Origin of the sequence: Lysinibacillus contaminans (genome assembly GCF_001278945.1) — a bacterium.
GTDB classification, from domain to species: domain Bacteria; phylum Bacillota; class Bacilli; order Bacillales_A; family Planococcaceae; genus Lysinibacillus; species Lysinibacillus contaminans.
Genome location: NZ_LGRV01000004.1, coordinates 29,764 through 49,986, shown reverse-complemented (window position 1 = coordinate 49,986; position 20,223 = coordinate 29,764). Strand labels below are relative to the sequence as shown.

The 20,223-nt window shown below is 37.8% G+C and carries 17 protein-coding genes and 1 riboswitch; of the genes, 12 read left to right on the top strand and 5 right to left on the bottom strand.

Going from position 1 to position 20,223, the window contains the following annotated elements; translation table 11 throughout:
• Positions 1 to 48 precede the first annotated feature (48 nt).
• Complete coding sequence (locus tag AEA09_RS14940) at positions 49 to 336, bottom strand: DUF2653 family protein (protein ID WP_053584769.1); 288 nt, start codon at positions 334 to 336, stop codon at positions 49 to 51.
• A complete protein-coding gene (locus AEA09_RS14935; RefSeq protein WP_053584768.1) occupies positions 324 to 785 on the bottom strand; it encodes a hypothetical protein in 462 nt (153 codons plus the stop codon). The genes AEA09_RS14940 and AEA09_RS14935 overlap by 13 nt, the downstream gene beginning before the upstream one ends.
• Before the next feature lie 517 nt (positions 786 to 1,302).
• Between AEA09_RS14935 and AEA09_RS14930 the strand changes: the two genes are divergently transcribed.
• The 11 genes from AEA09_RS14930 (at position 1,303) to AEA09_RS14880 (ending at position 16,765) form a co-directional block, all read left to right on the top strand.
• Positions 1,303 to 2,589 (top strand): SEL1-like repeat protein, encoded by a 1,287-nt coding sequence (locus AEA09_RS14930; protein WP_053584767.1) that lies wholly within the window; start codon positions 1,303 to 1,305, stop codon positions 2,587 to 2,589.
• A 197-nt stretch (positions 2,590 to 2,786) separates the two neighbouring features.
• The gene (locus AEA09_RS14925; RefSeq protein ID WP_053584766.1) at positions 2,787 to 3,275 is read left to right on the top strand and encodes a hypothetical protein; all 489 of its coding nucleotides are present in this window, start codon (positions 2,787 to 2,789) and stop codon (positions 3,273 to 3,275) included.
• Positions 3,276 to 3,653: 378 nt separating this feature from the next.
• Positions 3,654 to 4,943, top strand: a complete 1,290-nt coding sequence (locus AEA09_RS14920) for a globin-coupled sensor protein (protein WP_053584765.1) — start codon at positions 3,654 to 3,656, stop codon at positions 4,941 to 4,943.
• A gap of 272 nt (positions 4,944 to 5,215) precedes the next feature.
• Complete coding sequence (hemG, locus tag AEA09_RS14915; protein WP_053584764.1) at positions 5,216 to 6,604, top strand: protoporphyrinogen oxidase; 1,389 nt, start codon at positions 5,216 to 5,218, stop codon at positions 6,602 to 6,604.
• 137 nt (positions 6,605 to 6,741) lie between these two features.
• Positions 6,742 to 6,843, top strand: a riboswitch (SAM riboswitch).
• Positions 6,844 to 6,990: 147 nt separating this feature from the next.
• Positions 6,991 to 8,838 (top strand): bifunctional homocysteine S-methyltransferase/methylenetetrahydrofolate reductase, encoded by a 1,848-nt coding sequence (locus AEA09_RS14910; RefSeq protein WP_053584763.1) that lies wholly within the window; start codon positions 6,991 to 6,993, stop codon positions 8,836 to 8,838.
• Positions 8,831 to 12,262 (top strand): methionine synthase, encoded by a 3,432-nt coding sequence (gene metH / locus AEA09_RS14905; RefSeq protein ID WP_053584762.1) that lies wholly within the window; start codon positions 8,831 to 8,833, stop codon positions 12,260 to 12,262. The genes AEA09_RS14910 and metH overlap by 8 nt, the downstream gene beginning before the upstream one ends.
• Positions 12,263 to 12,371: 109 nt before the next feature.
• Positions 12,372 to 12,875: a GNAT family N-acetyltransferase gene (locus AEA09_RS14900; protein WP_053584761.1), complete on the top strand. Its 504-nt coding sequence runs from the start codon at positions 12,372 to 12,374 to the stop codon at positions 12,873 to 12,875.
• A gap of 111 nt (positions 12,876 to 12,986) precedes the next feature.
• Positions 12,987 to 14,012, top strand: a complete 1,026-nt coding sequence (gene desA, locus AEA09_RS14895; RefSeq protein ID WP_053584760.1) for a Delta(5) desaturase DesA — start codon at positions 12,987 to 12,989, stop codon at positions 14,010 to 14,012.
• A 152-nt stretch (positions 14,013 to 14,164) separates the two neighbouring features.
• Positions 14,165 to 15,319 carry a sensor histidine kinase gene (locus AEA09_RS14890; RefSeq protein ID WP_425412012.1) on the top strand — a complete coding sequence of 385 codons (1,155 nt, stop codon included), beginning with the start codon at positions 14,165 to 14,167 and terminating at the stop codon, positions 15,317 to 15,319.
• A 34-nt stretch (positions 15,320 to 15,353) separates the two neighbouring features.
• Positions 15,354 to 15,959, top strand: coding sequence for a response regulator transcription factor (locus tag AEA09_RS14885; protein ID WP_053584759.1), 606 nt, complete (start codon positions 15,354 to 15,356; stop codon positions 15,957 to 15,959).
• An 89-nt stretch (positions 15,960 to 16,048) separates the two neighbouring features.
• A complete protein-coding gene (locus tag AEA09_RS14880; RefSeq protein WP_053584758.1) occupies positions 16,049 to 16,765 on the top strand; it encodes a 3-ketoacyl-ACP reductase in 717 nt (238 codons plus the stop codon).
• 145 nt (positions 16,766 to 16,910) lie between these two features.
• Here the strand turns inward: AEA09_RS14880 and AEA09_RS14875 are convergent, their stop codons facing one another.
• The 3 genes from AEA09_RS14875 to AEA09_RS14865 form a co-directional block, all read right to left on the bottom strand.
• Positions 16,911 to 17,885: a proline dehydrogenase family protein gene (locus AEA09_RS14875; RefSeq protein WP_053584757.1), complete on the bottom strand. Its 975-nt coding sequence runs from the start codon at positions 17,883 to 17,885 to the stop codon at positions 16,911 to 16,913.
• Positions 17,886 to 17,970: 85 nt separating this feature from the next.
• Positions 17,971 to 18,723 carry an ABC transporter permease gene (locus AEA09_RS14870; RefSeq protein ID WP_053584756.1) on the bottom strand — a complete coding sequence of 251 codons (753 nt, stop codon included), beginning with the start codon at positions 18,721 to 18,723 and terminating at the stop codon, positions 17,971 to 17,973.
• The gene (locus tag AEA09_RS14865) at positions 18,720 to 19,451 is read right to left on the bottom strand and encodes an ABC transporter ATP-binding protein (protein WP_053584755.1); all 732 of its coding nucleotides are present in this window, start codon (positions 19,449 to 19,451) and stop codon (positions 18,720 to 18,722) included. The genes AEA09_RS14870 and AEA09_RS14865 overlap by 4 nt, the downstream gene beginning before the upstream one ends.
• A 258-nt stretch (positions 19,452 to 19,709) precedes the next feature.
• Between AEA09_RS14865 and AEA09_RS14860 the strand changes: the two genes are divergently transcribed.
• Positions 19,710 to 20,210, top strand: coding sequence for a methylated-DNA--[protein]-cysteine S-methyltransferase (locus tag AEA09_RS14860; RefSeq protein ID WP_082332691.1), 501 nt, complete (start codon positions 19,710 to 19,712; stop codon positions 20,208 to 20,210).
• The last annotated feature ends 13 nt before the right edge of the window (positions 20,211 to 20,223 follow it).

Genomic DNA, 20,223 nt, shown 5'->3' with positions numbered 1-20,223 from the left:
GATAAATCGCTAATAGGATTTTTCGGACTGCCATTTTAATATTTTGGCTTATGATAGCTTGGCAATAATGCCTTCTTCGTCGTCTAACACAAGCTCAATACTTGTTGAAAATGGATCGCCATGTAATACATCTTTGATCCATACGCGTAAAGTACCAATCAGTGCAGGAGTATCTAAAATTTCTGCTTGTCCAGCAACTTCGACCTCTGCGCCAAAGCCTGTTTCATCGTCATACATCAGTTCTACAACGACATCTTCTGGACGAACATTTTTGTGATATGCCTGTGATAAGCAAATTGCGTTAATAACATCTTGTTCGTTAATTATTTGTTCCATTGTGTTGCTTCCTGCTCTTTACGTTTTTTCTCTTTGAACATTTTAAAGATTTTCATAACTAGCATAATAATTGCTGCAACGGCCACTACATTAATTAGTAGACCAAGAATTGAACCAAGTATCCCCATGTTACCGAAGAGACCGCCGAATAGTAACCCAGCTAATCCACCCAACATTAAACCTTTCATCAGACCGCCTGAGAAGAAGCCGCCTTTTTTAGCATCTGCTTTGTTAGTAGTTGTGTTGCTTTTATTTGTTGTAGCATTGTTTTGATCTTTAGTATTATCCTGTGATTTTTGGATATTCGAGTTATTATTGTTGCTGAAGCCCTTCTTACCAGATTTGTACGATTTCGCTTCTGCAGTTGGTGTATCAGAAATCAATAGTGTCGCCCCAACAGACGCAAACATTAGTGTTGCTGCAAATAGAGCGGCAAGGATTTTTTTCATTACTTACATTCCTCCAAGAATTGTTTTAGTATAGTCATAAAATGTTTTTATAATAACAATTCTACCTGAAGTTATGCGGAAAATAAAATAATTGCGTTATTTAATTTTAGAATTTCAAAAAAATTGAAATAGTAGTGTAGAATATAGAAAATACTTAATTGAAACTGAAGGTTGCTCGTAACTTGTTCTAATAAAACAGGTAGGTATGAATAATGACAAATATCGTACCCTTTTATAGAAAAAATCTTTTTGTATTTTGAACGAGCTATTATACAGAACATGTAAAACTGTACACAAAAGTATTTGTTAGAAAACACCCTGTTGAGTAGTGTTCAATCCATTTACACGTGATTTTATCGGTTTAATTAGGGATGTATAAATGAATGCAGAGGATTGTTTTTAATACATTTCCGTGCAAGTAGTAGTCCTTCTAATAATAAATGTTTAACAATTTTTTTGACTACCTTCCATATAATAATGCAAAGGCAGTTTTTTTACATAGCTAAGGGGGGAAACGATGTACAAACAATTTTTAGCTACACAAAATATAGAACGTATTGAAGCATTACAGCAGCTAGTACAAACGCAAAATTCATGGTTTGCACAAAACATCATGTTGCTTACGCTTCAGGAAGTGCAATTAACGACGTTGCAAAAGATGATTTATCAAGTAGTGCAGGAATTACTAAAAAAGAATCAGCAACGTTTTTTAAAAATTGTGCACCCTAAGCAGGCACAATCCATTCAGGAAAACGTAATAACACTTTTAGCTGAGTATGATGATATGTTGCGCGAAGCGATACCACTTCAAATCTATGTGGAGATTTGGCAAATTGCTTCGCTTGAAAAACTAGCGTATTCAACTGAGGTTGTAGATGATGTGATCGATATTTTGGAATGGTTTTTTGCGCAAGAGGACGAAGAGATAGAGACTCTTGAAGAAGATGAATTGGACCATGAGGAAATGATTGATCTATATAAAGAGGCTATTGAAGAGAATAATCCAGAGGCACAATTTGAGCTAGGAAATTATTATAGTGAGAATGAAGATATTCCGTATCTGCCAAAAAAATCTGTAAAATGGTTTGAATTGGCGGCAACACAAGGTTATGCAGATGCACAATATGCACTAGGGAACTATTATTTTGAAGGGATTGGCGTGTCAGAAAGTTGTGAACGAGCATTTTCTTTGTATGAAATGGCTGCAGAGCAAGGACATGCGGATGCTGCAAATAATTTAGCAGATATGTACTTTAATGGTGAAGGCGTTCCTGAAAACATGACGCTTGCAAAGCAGTGGTTCGATTTTGCAGCTGAGCATGGTGTGGCTGAGGCAATGTTTACGTTAGGCATTATGCATGAGCAGGGATTAGGCTGTTCTACGGATGAGAAGCAGGCCTTTTTGACATATAAAAAATCGGCAGAATCAGGATATGTAGAGGCTCAGTATTATCTTGGAAGCATTTATTTAAATGGTAGTCTAGGACAGCAGAAGGATATAAATAAAGCTTTATACTGGTATGAAAAGGCGGCGACACAATACCATGTAGATGCATTTTATGATTTAGGGTTTATATGGAGCACAGGTTTAGCGGGCATTCGTAATATTGAAAAAGGTATTCATTGGTTTAAGCAAGCGGCACTCCAAGGTGACCAGGAAGCGAAGCTACAACTCGGACATATATACAATAGAGGAGAAGGTGTCCAAAAAAATGTTGAAGAAGCTAAAAAGTGGTACCGACTAGCAGCGGAGGCTGGTGTAGAGGAAGCAAAGAATAAGCTTCAGGAGTTAGAAAAAGAGTGACCTATATACTGGTATTTTATAGGTCTTTATAATTATGTTGCAATTTTTGTTTAAAAAAGTCATTCGACACGGTGTATTGTGTTATTCTAATATATATAATTTATTATTTTAAACATTATTTCCCGATATAATGGTTTATTTTAGAGGTGTTCGAGGAAATATAGTAGCAAACAGTTTTTTAAAGGAGCTGATTGTGTATGAACATCTCAGATTCATCAGTGCAAGCAAAGGAACGAGAAGTAAAGATACGTGTGCTCCAAGATATCTTAATTGGGCAACGTGACGATCTTTCTTTATTATGTAGTATTGTAGAATATCTCAAGAGCCACAGTAGTGTCCGGTTGGATAACAATGATACAAAGAGGCTTACAGAGAAATTGAACGTTTTAAAATCACGTCAAACAAATCGTTATGAAGTGATTGATAAGATAATAAACGAAAATCGAAAAGATATCAAAAGTGGGGAAACTGATAGCCGGATGATTGTAGAGTATGGAAAGGAAATTCGGAAATTAGAAAGTGGACTTCGCACATTAATACTGTTTACGGGCGATGTTATTGAAATGTTGAAGTTAGGCTCTACAGTTGAAGATAGAGTAGATGATCGGATTTATTATTTTGAGAAGCGTTCGTGCGCATTAGAAATTGAAATGAGTGCATTGCAGAGCAAAATGGCAACGCTTTAAAATAGTCAGGATATCCATATTTTGGATATCTTATTTTTTTGTTTATGAAAATCGCCCATTGGATACCAAACACCATTCTATTAATTAGGCATTTTGAGTTAGAATAGGTAATAAATTCCTTTAATGATTTTATTTTACAAAAAATTCTAAATTGGTGTATAATCAATAATTGTAAATGAAATATACAATTTATAGAAGTTATTTAAGGTATATATATTAATAATATAATGATCATTTTACTATTAATTTGATATGAGAGATAAGATAATTAGATTGTCGCTGAATATATAAGTGAGCCTAGTAGTATATATATATATACGGAAATGGAATATAACTCTATTATTCCAAAATATATGTGAGCGAAAGAAGGAAAAATGTGTGATTTTTCAGAAGAAAAAAAGAGTTGCCGTGTTAGATTTACATCAATATACAGTTAAGGTGGATGTGGCAAGTAATCCATCTCTACGAAAGCAAATTGAAATGTTAAATTTAACTGAGCGAGATCTACAGTATTTAAAAGCATTTAAGCTATATGTAGAGGATAATATAAATCGCATCGTTGATCGATTTTATGACATGATAGGAACTGAGCGTAGTTTAACGGACATCATTAACAAACATAGTTCCGTTGAGAAGCTGAAAATCACATTAAGTCGCCACATCATTGAGATGTTTAATGGTACGATTGATGAAGATTTTTTCAAGAGACGTGTTAGTATTGCTAAGGTTCATGTTCATATTGGTTTGAAAACTCAATGGTACATTTGTGCCTTCCAGGACTTAACGATTACCTTTATTGATTTGGTTGAAAAATTTGTTGAGAACCCAATAGATCAATTTAACACAATTCGTGCAATCTCAAAAATCTCTAATTTTGAGCAACAATTAGTATTAGAAGCATTTGAAAATACGGTCGAGCAATTAAAGTTAAAGGTAGAGAAAGAAAAAGTAGAGGTTGAAAGAAAAATTGTGGCATCTTCAGAAGGGCTTGCTGCTATTTCGCAAGAAACAAACGCTGCCTTCCATTTATTAAATACACAATCAGATGAAATTATGCAGTTAGCTAAAAAATCGTTAAATGTATCAACGTTAGCTGAAAATCAGGCGTTAGAAGGAAGAGAAAGACTACGTAATCAGTCTTTGAACATGAATAATATTATCCACTCCCTTGGCGATATTACAGATAATATTGAAAAACTAGCAGATATGACAAAAGAGATGGAAAGTATTATGAGTGTTGTAACAAATATAGCAAACCAAACAAACTTACTGGCACTAAATGCAGCCATCGAAGCAGCACGGGCAGGAGAAGCTGGAAAAGGCTTCAGTGTTGTTGCTGATGAAGTCCGAAAGTTATCAGATCAAACAAAAGAATCCGTGACATCTGTTGCAGAATTACTAAAAAATACAAATGATCGAACCGACAAGCTTGTTCATTCTTTAGGTAATATTCAGGAGGAAGTTGCTTCTGGTGAAGAAAATATGGTGCAAACGGAAGGGCAATTCAATAAGATTTTAGATGCTATGATGGAAGCCAAGCGTCAAAATGACTGTATGGAAAAAGAAGTAAAGACTGTGACTGGGATTGTAAGTGAGTTGTCTCTTGCTTTTGATGAAGTAACGAACTCGGCAGATAAATTGGCGAATGTTGCACAAGATTTAACTTAATAGTACGAAGGAAATGTCTAGTAAGTAAAAGGGAAACTTACTAGGCATTTTTTTACATAATAGCTGTAAAAGTTGGCGCTACGCTTTCGTCACAGATAATAGTTATACAAATCTAAATTACTTAGTTTACATAATTGTTAAAAGAGTATAAGAACAAATTTTGGTGTAGAGCCTCTATTTTTGTTTCTAAATTTGTAAAGGGTTTTGCGTAATTTTGCCGTAAAAAAGCTTATACTATATAGAATAGAACAAGAAAATGGGAGTGGGTTTGGATGAAGACAGTAGCTGTATTAGGCGGAGGCATTACAGGGCTATGTACGATGCATTATTTACAACGTCAAGTGTTGGAAAAGGGCTTAGATGTCAAACTTGTACTTATTGAAAAAAATACATATTTAGGAGGGAAACTGCACTCAGCATACGAGCAGGGTTTTATTATGGAAAAGGGTGCAGATTCAATCGTAGCACGTCATAAGGGTGTCATGGAGTTAGTGAAGGAGTTAGACTTTGAAGAAGAGCTCGTATATAACGAAACGGGCGTGTCTTATATTTACACAAATAATGAGTTACATGCAATCCCAGCAGATTCAACGTTTGGCATTCCGATGAGTTTAGCCTCTTTGGAAGCAAGTACTCTAGTATCAGAAGCGGGAAAACAGGAAGCGTTAAAAGATTTTACGATGCCGAACGTGGGCTTTACGAAAGAAAGTTCGATTGGTGAGTTTTTAACGTATTATTTAGGCGAAGAACTTGTACAAAATCAAATTGCTCCTGTACTTGCTGGTGTATATTCTGGAGATTTACACCAGTTATCGATTGCTTCAACGTTACCGTATTTAATTGATTATAAAGATGATTATGGCAGTATTATGAAAGGCTTTGAAATGCATCGTGAGCAATATGTTAAAGCGGCAAATAAAAAATTCATCTCATTTAAAAGTGGCTTGTCGGCACTGATCAATCGTCTAGAAGAAACGTTAACGGAAGTAGAAATACTTAAAGGTGTAGCGACAACTCAAGTTGTGAAAAATGACAAGGATTATACGATTTTGTTAGCTAATGGTGAGACACTCGTGGCAGATCATGTGGTCATGGCGATCCCGAATGAAGCAGTGCAACATTTATTAAGAGATGAGGCATTAAATCAGTATTTTGATCAATTCAACACAGCGTCGGCTATTACAATTTATTTAGGCTTTGATGTGCCAGACACAGTGTTGCCAGCAGATGGAACAGGTTTTATTGTGTCACATAATTCAGATTTGCAATGTAATGCTGCCACATGGACGAGCCGGAAGTGGAAGCACACTTCAGCAGAAAGCAAATTACTCGTTCGACTTTTTTATAAGAGCATTAACCCTGAGTATGAGAAGCTACGCGCGATGTCAGAGGAAGAACTTACGGTGGTTGCTTTAGAGGATGTGCGTAAAAGCTTAGGAATAGAAGAAAAGCCAGTAGTAGTGAATGTGACGAAATGGATTGACCAAATGCCTAAATATGATTTAGCGCATCATGAAGCATTAAAAGGATTAACTGCTGAGTTAGAGGTGAACTATCCAAACTTATCGCTTGCCGGATGTTCGTATTTTGGTGTCGGCATTGGTGCTTGCATTCAAAATGGCAAAAATGTTGGAGAAATGATTGCAGAAAAACTAAAGTAATGGTTTTTTCTAAATAGTAGGGGAAACATAAAATTAAAGTATTTAAGATGAAAATTACTTTGTTGTGTGAAATAGTCTTGACGCCAACGTTTGTACAGGATATGATTCTTTTAATTATTTAAAAAATTCATACAATTTTCTTATCGAGAGAAGCTAAGGGACTGGCCCTATGACGCTTCAGCAACCAACTTTGTGTCAGGTGCTAAATCCAGTAGACCGTTTTGGTCGGAAGATGAGAAGGAAAAACAATTACGACTCGTTAAAGCCTTCTTTTTAAAAGAAGGCTTTTTACTGTATTCAGCGGGTATCTGATAGCGGTAGGTGAAAATCCGCTTGAGTGAATTTGATATATGCGACAGAGATAAAGGAAGAGAGGGCTACGCTTTATGGGATTGCTTGAGAAGTTAAAAACACATGTATTAACAGCTGATGGCGCAATAGGGACGCTGTTATATGGCTATGGTTTGGAGTACTGCCACGAAGAAATGAATGTGCAACGACCTGAGTTAATTGAAAAGATTCATCGTGAATATATCGCGGCAGGCGCTGATATTATTCAAACCAATACATACGGTGCAAATGCTATTAAACTAGCGCGCTACGGTTTAGAATCGCGCGTGCAACAGTTCAATGAAGCGGCAATTACAATTGCTAAACGTGCAGCTGCAGATGGTGGACAGTTTGTACTAGGCACGATCGGTGGTATTCGCGGTATTCGTAAGAGTGATGCGACATTAGAAGAAATTTTAACAACAGTTGAAGAGCAAGCAACTGTGTTACTAGCGGGCAATCCAGATGGCCTTCTACTTGAAACATATTATGATATTGAAGAATTAGCAGCAACTTTAAAGATGCTACGAGCAAAAACGAAATTACCAATTATCGCGCAAGTTTCGATGCATGATCCAGGTGTCTTACAAAATGGTATGTCGCTAAATCAAGCGCTACATGAGCTTGAAGCTTTAGGTGCAGACATCGTGGGTGTAAATTGTCGTTTAGGCCCACATCATACGATCCAAGCATTTGAAGGAGTAGAGCTGCCTGAAAAAGCGTTTATGTCAGCGTATCCGAATGCATCTCTTTTAGATGTAGAAGATGGGCGTGTTGTCTACGAATCTGAGGCAGATTATTTTGGGCGTGCGGCAGTGGCACTTCGTGACCAAGGTGTACGTTTAATTGGCGGTTGCTGTGGTACGACACCAAAGCATATTGCAGCGGCTAAAAAATATTTAGAAGAGTTAACACCAGTGCAAAAAAAGTCTGCAAAGCCAGAAAAAATAGAAGTTGTACGTGAAGCAGAACCGGCGAAGTATGAACCATTACATGAAAAGGTGAAGCGTGAGCGCTCAGTTATAGTTGAGTTAGATACACCAAGACATTTAGAAATTGATGGTTTTATAGAAGGCGCAAAAAAAATATATGAAGCTGGCGCAGATGTGGTTATGATGGCGGATAATTCTTTAGCGTCGCCACGTATTAGTAATATAGCGATGGGGGCGTTGCTGAAACACACACACAGTGTACGTCCCCTAACGCATATTACGTGCCGAGACCGTAATTTAATTGGCTTGCAGTCACATTTAATGGGCTTAGATGCATTGGGTATTCACGATATTTTAGCTGTTACTGGAGACCCGACAAAAGTGGGGGATTTCCCTGGGGCAACAAGTGTATATGATGTATCTTCAATGGAATTAATCCAACTGATTAAGCAATTGAATGAAGGGGTGTCGTTCTCAGGGAAACCGCTACGTAAAAAAGCGAATTTTTCTGTGGCAGCAGCATTTAACCCAAATGTGCGTGTTCTTGACCGCGCGGTGGCACGACTTGAGAAGAAAATAGAACATGGTGCGGATTATTTCATTTCTCAACCTGTTTATACAAAAGAAAAGATTATAGAAATTTATGAGACGACTAAACATTTAGAAACGCCAATATATATTGGAATTATGCCTGTAACGAGTTATAAGAGTGCGGAGTTTTTACACCATGAAGTACCAGGCATTAAATTATCGGAAGATGCGTTAGAGCGCATGAAAGCGTGTGGTGATGATAAGGAACTTGCTACAAAAGAGGGCATTGCAATTGCACGAGAACTTGTTGAAGTAGCTGCGGAATATTTCAATGGCATTTATTTAATTACGCCGTTTTTACGTTACGATATGACGCTAGAATTAATGAGTTATATAGAGCAACTGGATGAACAGAAAAAAGGGGTACGTATAAATGGCTAAGCACTTGATTGAAGAGCAACTAGAGAAACGAATTTTAATCCTTGATGGCGCTATGGGTACAATGCTTCAAAATGAAAATTTAACAGAAGAAGATTTTGGTGGAGAAGAATTAGATGGCTGTAATGAAAACCTTGTGCTAACACGACCTGATGTTCTTGAAAAAATACACCGCGAGTATTTAGAAGCGGGTGCAGATATTATTTGTACGAATACATTTGGTGGAACCCCTCTTGTATTAAATGAATATGATCTTGGTGACAAGGCTGATGCTATTAATACGCGCGCAGTAGAAATTGCACGTAAAGTGGTCGATGAATTTTCGACGCCTGAGTGGCCTCGATTTGTAGCGGGGGCAATGGGGCCGACGACTAAAACATTATCGGTAACAGGTGGTATTACATTTGATGAGATTGAAGAGAACTTCTACGTACAGGCAAAGGCTTTAATTGAAGCTGGTTCAGATTTAATACTTCTTGAAACATGCCAGGATATGCTGAATGTAAAAGCGGGAACACTTGGTGTTTCACGTGCATTTAAAGAAACGGGTAAAGAATTACCTGTCATGATTTCAGGGACAATTGAGCCTATGGGTACAACCCTTGCAGGACAATCTATTGATGCGTTTTATATTTCGATTGAGCATATTAAACCGTTATCAGTTGGCTTAAACTGTGCGACTGGCCCGGAATTTATGACAGACCATATTCGGACATTATCAGAACTTTCGACAGGCTATGTTAGCTGTTATCCGAATGCTGGTTTACCAGATGAAGAGGGTTGCTATCATGAATCACCAGAGTCACTATCTCAAAAATTAAAAGGCTTTGCTGAAAAAGGTTGGTTAAATATTGTTGGTGGTTGCTGTGGTACGACGCCAGCGCATATAGCGGCGATTCGTGAAATACTAAACGACCAAAAGCCACGTCTTTTACCAGAATCAACACATGGTCACGCGGTATCCGGAATTGAATCCTTACTATATGATGATTCGATGCGTCCATTATTTATCGGAGAACGTACGAATGTTATTGGTTCACGAAAATTTAAAAATTTAATCATTGATGGAAAGTTTGAGGAAGCTGCAGAAATCGCACGTGCCCAAGTGAAAAATGGTGCGCACGTTATTGATATTTGTTTAGCCAACCCAGACCGTGATGAACTTGAAGATATACGTGGCTTCATGCAAGAAGTTGTGAAAAAGGTAAAAGTGCCATTGGTAATTGACTCTACCGATGAAAAAGTTATTGAAGAAGCATTAAAGTTCTCGCAAGGAAAAGCGATCATTAACTCCATTAACTTAGAAGACGGTGAAGAACGTTTCGATGCGGTAATGCCACTTGTGAAAAAATATGGTGCTTCATTAGTTGTCGGTACAATTGACGAACAAGGGATGGCAGTTGACCGTCATCGTAAGCTTGAAATTGCGGAACGTTCTTATAAATTGTTAACGGAAAAATGGGGCTTAGCACCAGAAGATATTATTTATGACCCATTAATGTTCCCAGTCGGGACAGGGGATGAGCAGTATATTGGCTCAGCGGTTGAAACAATCGAAGGAATTCGTCTGATTAAAGAAAAACTGCCTCGTACGTTAACGGTTCTTGGTGTAAGTAATATTTCATTCGGTTTACCACCAGTTGGTCGTGAAGTGTTAAATGCAGTGTATTTATATCACTGTACATTAGCTGGTTTAGATTATGCGATTGTCAATACGGAGAAATTAGAACGCTATGCCTCGATTCCACAGGAAGAAATTGATTTAGCAAATAATTTATTATTCAATACGACTGACGAAACATTGGCCGTGTTTACAGACTTTTATCGTGATAAAAAGAAAGAAAAAACAGAAGAGGATATTCCTAAAACTGTAGAAGGTCGCTTGGCGTACTATATTTTAGAAGGTACGAAGGAAGGGCTGTTAGAAGATTTAGATGCTGCTCGCGAAATGTACGATGCGCCACTTGATATTATTAATGGGCCTTTAATGAAGGGCATGGCGGAAGTTGGTCGTCTATTTAATGACAATCAGTTAATCGTAGCAGAAGTATTACAATCTGCAGGGGTTATGAAAGCGGCAGTTGCACACTTAGAACAATTCATGGAAAAAGATGAAGAGAGCGCCGGTAAAGGGAAGATGGTATTAGCGACGGTTAAAGGTGATGTGCATGATATCGGTAAGAACTTAGTAGATATTATTTTAAGTAATAATGGCTATAGAGTTGTGGATTTAGGCATTAAAGTCACACCAACGCAACTAATTGAAGCCATTCGTAAAGAGAAGCCGGACTTCATTGGACTTTCAGGCTTACTTGTAAAATCGGCACAACAAATGGTCATTACTGCACAAGATTTCAAGGAAGCGGGTATTAATGTACCGATTTTAGTCGGGGGCGCCGCTTTGTCTCGTCGCTTTACCGAAACGAAAATTGCAAATGAATATGATGGTCCTGTCATTTATTCAAAAGATGCAATGCAAGGATTAGAGCAAGCTAATCGTTTAATGGGTGCAGAAACACGTGAAGATTTCTTGGCAGAGATTACTGAATCTCGTCAGAAACGTTTAGAGGCAGACGAAAAACGCGCGGCACGCCCAGTAAAAGAAGTACTAGTAAAGCCAGTGCGGACTATAAAAGATGCATCTGTATTTATGCCGTCGGATTTACGCCGCCACGTGAAGAAAGATTACTCTGTTTCACATTTGTATCCATACGTGAATATGCGTACATTGATTGGTCATCATTTAGGCTTAAAAGGACAAGTCCAGCAATTACTAGATGCAGGAGATACACGAGCTACAGAATTAAAGGAATTAGTGGATGGTTATTTACAAAGCGATGTATTAAAACCTTCTGGTATGTATCAATTCTTCCCAGCGCAGGCTGATGGTGATGATGTAGTTGTCTATGATCCAGCTGATAGTAAAACAGAAATCGAGCGCTTCACATTCCCGCGTCAGCAAGTTGAACCTTTTATGTGTCTAGCTGATTTCCTAAAAACCGTAGAAAGTGGCGAAATGGATTATATTGCGCTAATGGTCGTTACGGCGGGACAAGGTGTGATGGCAGCGGCACGCGTTTTAAAAGAAGAAGGGAAATTCTTAGAAAGTCATGCTCTTCAATCTACAGCACTTGAGCTCGCAGAAGGGTTTGCTGAACGTATTCATCAGGAAATTCGCGACCAATGGGGCTTCTCAGATACAACAGATTTCACGATGCGTGACCGTTTCGCGGCGAAATATCAAGGACAACGCTTCTCATTTGGTTATCCAGCGTGTCCGAATCTAGAGGATCAAGAAAAATTATTCGGCTTATTAAAGCCTGAAGATATCGGTGTAAATCTAACAGAAGGCTTCATGATGGAACCGGAAGCATCTGTTTCTGCGATTGTTTTTGCACATCCAGATGCGCGATATTTTAACGTATAAATCTTTATAATGTGTACTATGTAAAGCGCCCTACTGTTTACGGTAGGGCCTATTTATATTAATGTTTAGAAAGAAAGAGGTATAAGTAAATTTTTTAGGAGTGATGAGAATGATTCGACCAATGAAAGAGAGAGATTTACCTGAAGTTTTAGACATCTATAATGACATAATTTTAACGAACACTGCTGTGTATATGAACGAGCCCCAAACGTTACAAGAAAAAAAACAATGGTTTGATGCGCATGAATTAGCAGACCATCCGATGCTTGTTTTTGAAGAGGATGGGCAAGTGGGTGGCTTCGCTACATACAGCCAATTCCGCCTATATCCAGGCTATAAATATACGATGGAGCATTCGGTGTATGTACATAAAACGCATTATCATAAGGGGATTGCGACCAAGTTGATGCGTGAACTTATTCGTATTGCGGAAGAACAAGGTGTGAAAACGCTTGTCGCAGGTATAGATGGTGAAAATATCGGTAGTATTAAAGCACATGAAAAACTAGGTTTTGAATATGCTGGAACCATAAAAAATGCAGGTAATAAATTTGGTCAGTGGTTGGATTTAGTATTTTATCAGCTACATTTAACTGGTCCAAAAGAGAAATAATATGAAGAATATTACATTTGTCATATTCTTTTTGTGATGTTTGCGTCTGTTGCTAGTTATATGCTTGTTTTATGATGAGGTCATAAGAAAAAATGAAACGAGGGAAAAGGGATGGCAACAGATAAAGAAAAAACAAAAAAATTGCGTCAAGACGTAGCGCCATTTGCGAAATCAGATACAGGTAAAAGTGTTTTCCAAATGATCAATACGATGGTACCACTATTTGCACTTTGGATTGCGGGATATATGCTTGTGGATTACTCACCGTGGTTAACTGCAGGACTTAGCGTTATATCAGCGGGGTTTGTTGTAAGAACTTTTATTATTTTTCATGATTGTACACACGGTTCATTTTTCAAAAGTAAAAAAGCAAATGACTGGGTTGGCTTATTTACGGGAGTGTTAACATCATTCCCATACGAAAAATGGAAACGTGAGCATACAATTCACCATGCAACAAGTTCGAACTTGGATAAGCGTGGTATAGGCGATATTGATATGATGACAGTAGAAGAATATTTAGAAGCATCGAAAGGACAACGTTTATGGTATCGTTTTTACCGTAATCCGTTTGTAATGTTTGGCTTAGGGCCGCTTTTAATGGTATTTGTATTAAACCGTGGTAACCGTAAAGATGCAAAGAGAAAAGAGCGCGTTAACACATATGTAACGAATGCTATTCTTGCAGTAGTTTGTGCAACGTTACTTTACTTCTTAGGTTGGCAGGCATTTTTATTAGTACAAGGTGTGACATTATTTGTCGCAGGTTCACTAGGTATTTGGTTATTTTACATTCAACATACGTACGAAGATTCTTATTTTGAGCATGACGCAGAATGGGATTATGTCAAAGCGGCTGTTGAAGGAAGTTCTTACTATAAATTACCGAAACTATTGCAGTGGGCAACAGGAAATATTGGTTTCCACCACGTACATCATCTAGCGCCACGTGTACCAAACTACAATCTTGAAAAAGCGCACGAGGAAACGCCGCCACTTCACACAGCGACGACAATTACATTACGTACAAGTTTAGAATCATTACGTTACAAATTGTACGATGAAGAACTTCGTAAGTTTGTTTCGTTTAAAGATGTCAAAGAAACGATCAAGCGTAAAGGTAGTATAGCCGCTTAATAAGATATAGCACAGCCATCTCTTCATGGGGTGGCTGTTTTACGTAAAGTGTAATTATTTTCTACGCTACAGCAAAATCACAACCGAAAACAAGCACACTTGGATTTTCGTTGATATAATAGTGGAAAAGTAGGAAAGATTGTGAGGCAACGATGAGAAAGTGGCATAGTATTATTCCGAATAGTCCGATGCTCAGTATATATTTATGGATTATTTTTTGTTTTTTACCGTTCTTCTTTATTTTTAAGAAGTCTTCGTATATTGAAATTTCAATTGGAATCACCTTTTTAATGTTGTATTTCATATTTTACCGTTTTTCAGTAAATGCTAAAAATGGACTTGTCTATATGTGGATTAGCTTCGAGATGGTTATTAATATTGCCCTGACGATTTTATATGGTTATGTATATTTATCGATCTTCACAGCAGTGTTCATAGGTAATATTCGCAAACCAGTTGGATTTTATATCATGTACGGGCTACATATAGGATTCACGGTTATATCAACAGTCTTCGGCTTCTTTGTAGAACTGCACCTGTTTTTATCGCAGCTACCATTTGTCGTATTAACGATTTTAGCGGTTGTGTTATTACCACTAACGATTTATTCGAAAAATAAACGTGATAATTTAGAGGGTCAATTAGAAACAGCGAATGAACGAATTGAGGAATTAATCATTTTTGAAGAACGCCAACGGATTGCGCGTGATTTACATGATACACTTGGCCAAAAATTATCTATGATTGGCTTGAAAAGTGACTTAGCAGCGCGTTTGATAGAGCGTGATCCGCAACAAGCACTGACAGAAATAAAAGACATTCGCCAAACAGCAAGCATTGCATTAAAAGAAGTACGTGAATTGGTTGCGGATATGCGTACAGCGAAATTTGAAGATGAGATGATACGCGTTTCACAAATTTTAAAAGCGGCTGAAATGGAACTTCTCTTTGATGGAGATATCGATACATTGCATGTTCCACCACTTGTGGAAAATGTATTATCGATGTGCTTGAAAGAAGCTGTAACAAATGTCGTGAAGCATAGTGGTGCAACGAAATGTGAAATTGCATTCCATCAAAACTTTAAAGAGGTATATTTAGTCGTACGTGATAATGGACAAGGTATTTCAAATAAGCATGCTTTAAAATCAGGGAACGGCTTAAGTGGTATGCGTGAACGTCTAGAGTTTATCAATGGTTCATTCAAAATTGAGGGTGAAGAAGGTACGACGTTAACCATATCTATTCCTGTGACGATTACCCACCAAAAAGTAAACGAGAAAATAGACGATCTAGAAAGACCTTAATGTATTATATAAATGAAATGAGGAAGTGAATTATATGATTCGAATAGTAATTGCTGAAGACCAAGGGATGCTTTTAGGGGCTCTACGTTCGTTACTAAGCATGGAAGACGATATGGAAGTTGTCGGCTTAGCGAAGAATGGGGAAGAGGCACTGGCGCTTGTAAGTGAGCATCAACCAGATATTTGTATTATGGATATTGAAATGCCTATAAAAACTGGGCTCGATGCAGCGGAGGAATTGCATGGTTCGGATTGTAAAGTTATTATTTTAACGACGTTTGCAAGACCTGGTTATTTTGAACGTGCGCGAAAAGCGGGTGTTCGTGGCTATTTATTAAAGGATAGTCCGATAGAAGAATTGGTCAGTGCAATCCGTACAATTATAGACGGTAAACGTATTTATGCACCTGAGCTTGTTGATTTTGTCTACGAGGATGATAGCGAAAATCCATTAACTGAACGCGAAAGCCAAGTGTTAACGCTTGTCGCTGAAGGTAAAACGACGAAGGAAATAGCCGCAGAGTTATTTTTATCAGCGGGTACAGTGCGTAACTATATTTCCACTATTTTGGAGAAGTTACATGTCGGTAATCGGATAGAGGCTATTGCGCGCTTCAAAGAAAAAGGGTGGAATAAGTAAAGCCAATCTGTGTACTTTTAAGCATGTGCGCTGTAAGCTAAGGCGTAGAGGTTTTGCCTATAATGAAGATAAATAAGGGAGCGGAAAGTATGCAAACTATTTCTGGAAAAACGGCTTTAATTACAGGTGCGGGCCGAGGTATTGGTCGCGCAACTGCAATTGCATTCGCTAAAGAAGGCATTAACGTTGGTTTAGTAGGACGTACATTAGAAAACTTACAAAACGTCGCAGAAGAATTAAAATCATTTAATGTGAAAGTAGCGATTGCTACAGCAGATGTAGCTGACATAGAGTCTATTACTGCTGCAGTTGAAAGCATTCGTACTGAACTAGGTGCGATTGATATTTTAATAAATAACGCTGGAATTTCAAAATTCGGTAAGTTTTTAGAACTTTCGCCAGAAGATTGGACAAATATTGTAGATGTTAACGTTAAAGGTGTCTATTACACAACTCGTGCTGTATTACCTGAAATGATTGAACGTCAAGTTGGTGATATCATTAATATTTCTTCTACAGCAGGTCAAAAAGGTGCGCCGATCACAAGTGCTTATACCGCATCAAAAGCGGCAGTAATTGGGATGAGCGAATCATTAATGTTGGAAGTTCGTAAACATAATATCCGTGTCGTGACATTAACACCAAGTACGGTGGCAACGGATATGGCGGTTGAATTACAGTTAACAGATGGTAACCCAGAAAAAGTGATGCAAGCAGAAGACCTTGCAGAGTTAATGGTGGCACAATTAAAATTACATCCACGTGTTGTTTTAAAACATGCGGGTCTTTGGTCGACAAATCCTTAATAGTAGTTCAGTGTGTGGCGAGAGAAAAATCTCGCCACATTTTTTTATAAGGAAATGAATGTGGAAGGATCCTCTATCTACCGGAATAATTAGGCTAGCGACCTCAAAAAAACCTTACCGCATAAAACGGTAAGGTAACGATGCATTATTTATTACGCTTTGTTAAACGTCCAAGAACGAATGCCCCTGCTGCGACAGCTAGGACGGTATTCGTTTTTTTCGTAAATACTTTCTTAGTTACGAGGTTAATATTTTGTGGGCGTTCTGCAAGACGACGCATGAAGTAACCATACCAGTCTTCACCGAATGGCACGTATACGCAGAAATTATAACCTTCTTTGGCAAGCGCCTTTTGCATATCTGTGCGGAAGCCGTAAAGCATTTGAAATTCAAATTTATCATTTGGAATATTGTTGTCGGCGACGAAGCGCTTTACGTGCGCAATCACATTATGATCATGTGTTGCAATTGATGTGAATTTACCGTTCAACAAATGATACTCGATCAGCTCGATAAAGTTTAAATCGATATCTAATTTATCTTGGAAAGCGATTTCTACAGGCTCTTTATAAGCCCCTTTTACGATACGTAGTCGTTGGTTTTTGAACTTCTCAATATCATCTTTTGCGCGGTAAAAATATGCTTGAATAACTGTACCTACATTATCAAACGTTTTTGCAAGCTCCTCTACCATATCAAATGATGTTTGTAGGCGGTCGTAGTTCTCCATATCAAAGTTTACGAAAATATCATAAGCTGCTGCTTTTTCAACAATTTCATATAAATTGTCATAGCAAAAATCAACATCGATATCTAAACCGAGATGAGAAGGTTTTAGTGAAATATGAGCATCCACAGCATTTTCGTGAATTGCTTCGATGACAGCGAGGATTTGCTCTTTGGCTTGAGTTGCTTCAATTTCGCTCGAAACAAATTCTCCTAGATTATCAATTGTGCAAGAAATATTATGTGTATTTAATTCTTTAATGCTTGCTATTGTTTCTTCGATAGTTGTCCCAGCTATTACACTCTGTGCACCTAATTTTGGCCCGTATTTTTTAGCTGTACTATTTAATAGTTCGTTCTCAGATAATTGGATGAAAAAGTCACGTAACAACATGTTCATTCTCCTCACTGTATTTATTAGCATTTTTCTTTTTAGTATATCATATTTGGAAAAAATGTAATGTTTTCCTCATTATGAATTACTGGCTTTTGAGCATTTGCATTCGTTTGTTAAACAAAGTTGGGTAGCTCAAAAATCCAATTAATAAGCTCGATAGTGTGGCTGTTGTTAAAAGGGCGAAAATAATTAAAATTTGAAATTGTACTGCTTGAATCGGGTCAGCTCCACCAATGATTTGTCCGCTCATCATCCCAGGTAATTGCACAAGGCCAATTGTTTTTTGGCTTTCAATTGTTGGAATCATGCTCGCTTTAATGGCGTCAATGAGTTGACGATGAATTGCCTGTTTTGGGGTGCCACCGAGTGATAAAATAAGCTCAATTTCATTATGATGACTAGTAATTTCCGCGGTAAATCGATTTAAAAACAAAATCGTCAGTACCATGGAATTCCCGATTAACATGCCACTAATCGGAATAATATATTGTGCGGTTGCAGGTATAATGCCAAAACCAAGTAGTATACCTTGTGTCACGATTTCTACAACTATTAACGTTAATGCAATTTTCCACGTAATGCCTTTTATGACTTTTCCTTTTTTACGAGCATTTAATGTTGCTGCAAAAATCATTAATGCAACCATCAGTAAAATATATATGCTACTGCCTGAATCAAATACGAATTTTAAAATAAAGCCAACAGCGAGTAATTGAACAACGGAGCGCACTGTGGCAATGATTGTATCTTTTTCGAGTCCAAGCTTTAACGTTTTCGATAACAGCAGTGGAATCAGGACGAAAATGAGTGTGAGGGAGAGTGTTGTGTATGTCATGTATTAACCCCCTGTACAAATTCAGCGACACGGTGATTTTTTGGCTTGTTTAGTAGAGAGCTTTCTCCTGTTTCGATGAGCTCGCCGTCCATCATCACCCATGTGTAATGCCCGATTGTAAGAGCTTGCTGTAGATTATGTGTGATCCAAATGATCGTGACCTTGTATTTTTTATTTAATGTTAAAATAAGTGCCTCGATATCCTGTACTGATTGGCGGTCGAGCGCAGAAGTAATTTCATCTAACAATAATATAGAAGATTTATTAATGAGGGTACGTGCTATAGATACTTTTTGTCGTTGCCCCCCCGATAATTCACTCGCAGATCGGTGTAAAAAACTTTCATCGAGCCCAACATCCTGCAAGTATTGGATGGCTTCTTGTTGTGTCAGTTTTTCTCCCTGTAAAGAGTTAGGTAGTGCTAGATTATCAATAACTGTGCCAGCAATCATGGGGGCCGACTGAAGGGCAATACCGACATATTTTCGTAAAGCAGTAGGTTCGTAGGCAGTAATCGGCTGATCGTCGATAAAAATAGTGCCAGTTGTTGGTGACAATAAACCGTTGCACATTTTTAGTAATGTTGTTTTACCTGCACCAGAAGGACCGACAAGAGTCGTGATTTTCCCTTTTGGAATGGAACCAGTAATGTTTTTTAAAATGATTAAATCGTTCACGGAATAACTAACTTCCTGAAAGTGAATAGCAGGTTCGTACGTAAAATCCATTCATATAACTCCTTTGCTTTTAAGGATTTCTATAAGCTATGACCAATGTAGCATGAAAAGTTAAAATGGAGTAGTGGCTAGTGAGAAGCAAAGAATGGTGTTTGATATAATTACGTTCAAAGAAATTACTTGTAGAATAAGCGCTATCGATTTAATGTGAAGAGTGGAAAATAAGCTTTTCAAGTACGCCGTATTTGATTACAGTAATTAGTAGGAATCACTCCTGGGAACTATAAAAGAAGTGAAGGAGATGTTGAAGTGACCGTTTTATATTTCGATACAATGAGTAGCGTGCTTGGAAATTTATATGTAGTGGCTTCTGATGAAGGAATTGTTTATATTGGTACACCGAATGCACCCTTTGAAGAAGTTGAAGTATGGGCGAAAAGACCGTTTGAAAACTATGTATTTGAAGAAAATAGCGAAAAACTAGCGCCCTATATCGAGCAGTTAGAGGCTTATTTTACGGGTGAGCTGAGAGCGTTTGATATGCCAATTCATGTGAAAGGTACACCATTTCAACTAGCTGTCTGGGATGCTTTAAAGGAATTGCCCTATGGCGCGACAACCTCGTATTCAGGAATTGCAGAAAGGATTGGGAATCCTAAAGCGGTACGTGCCGTCGGTGCAGCAATTGGTGCTAATCCTATATTGGCCATTATTCCTTGTCATCGAGTGATTGGGAAAAATGGTAAAATGACTGGTTTCCGAAGTGGTATTCCAATGAAAGAATTTTTACTTCAATTAGAACAAAAATAAAAGGAATGGTCTC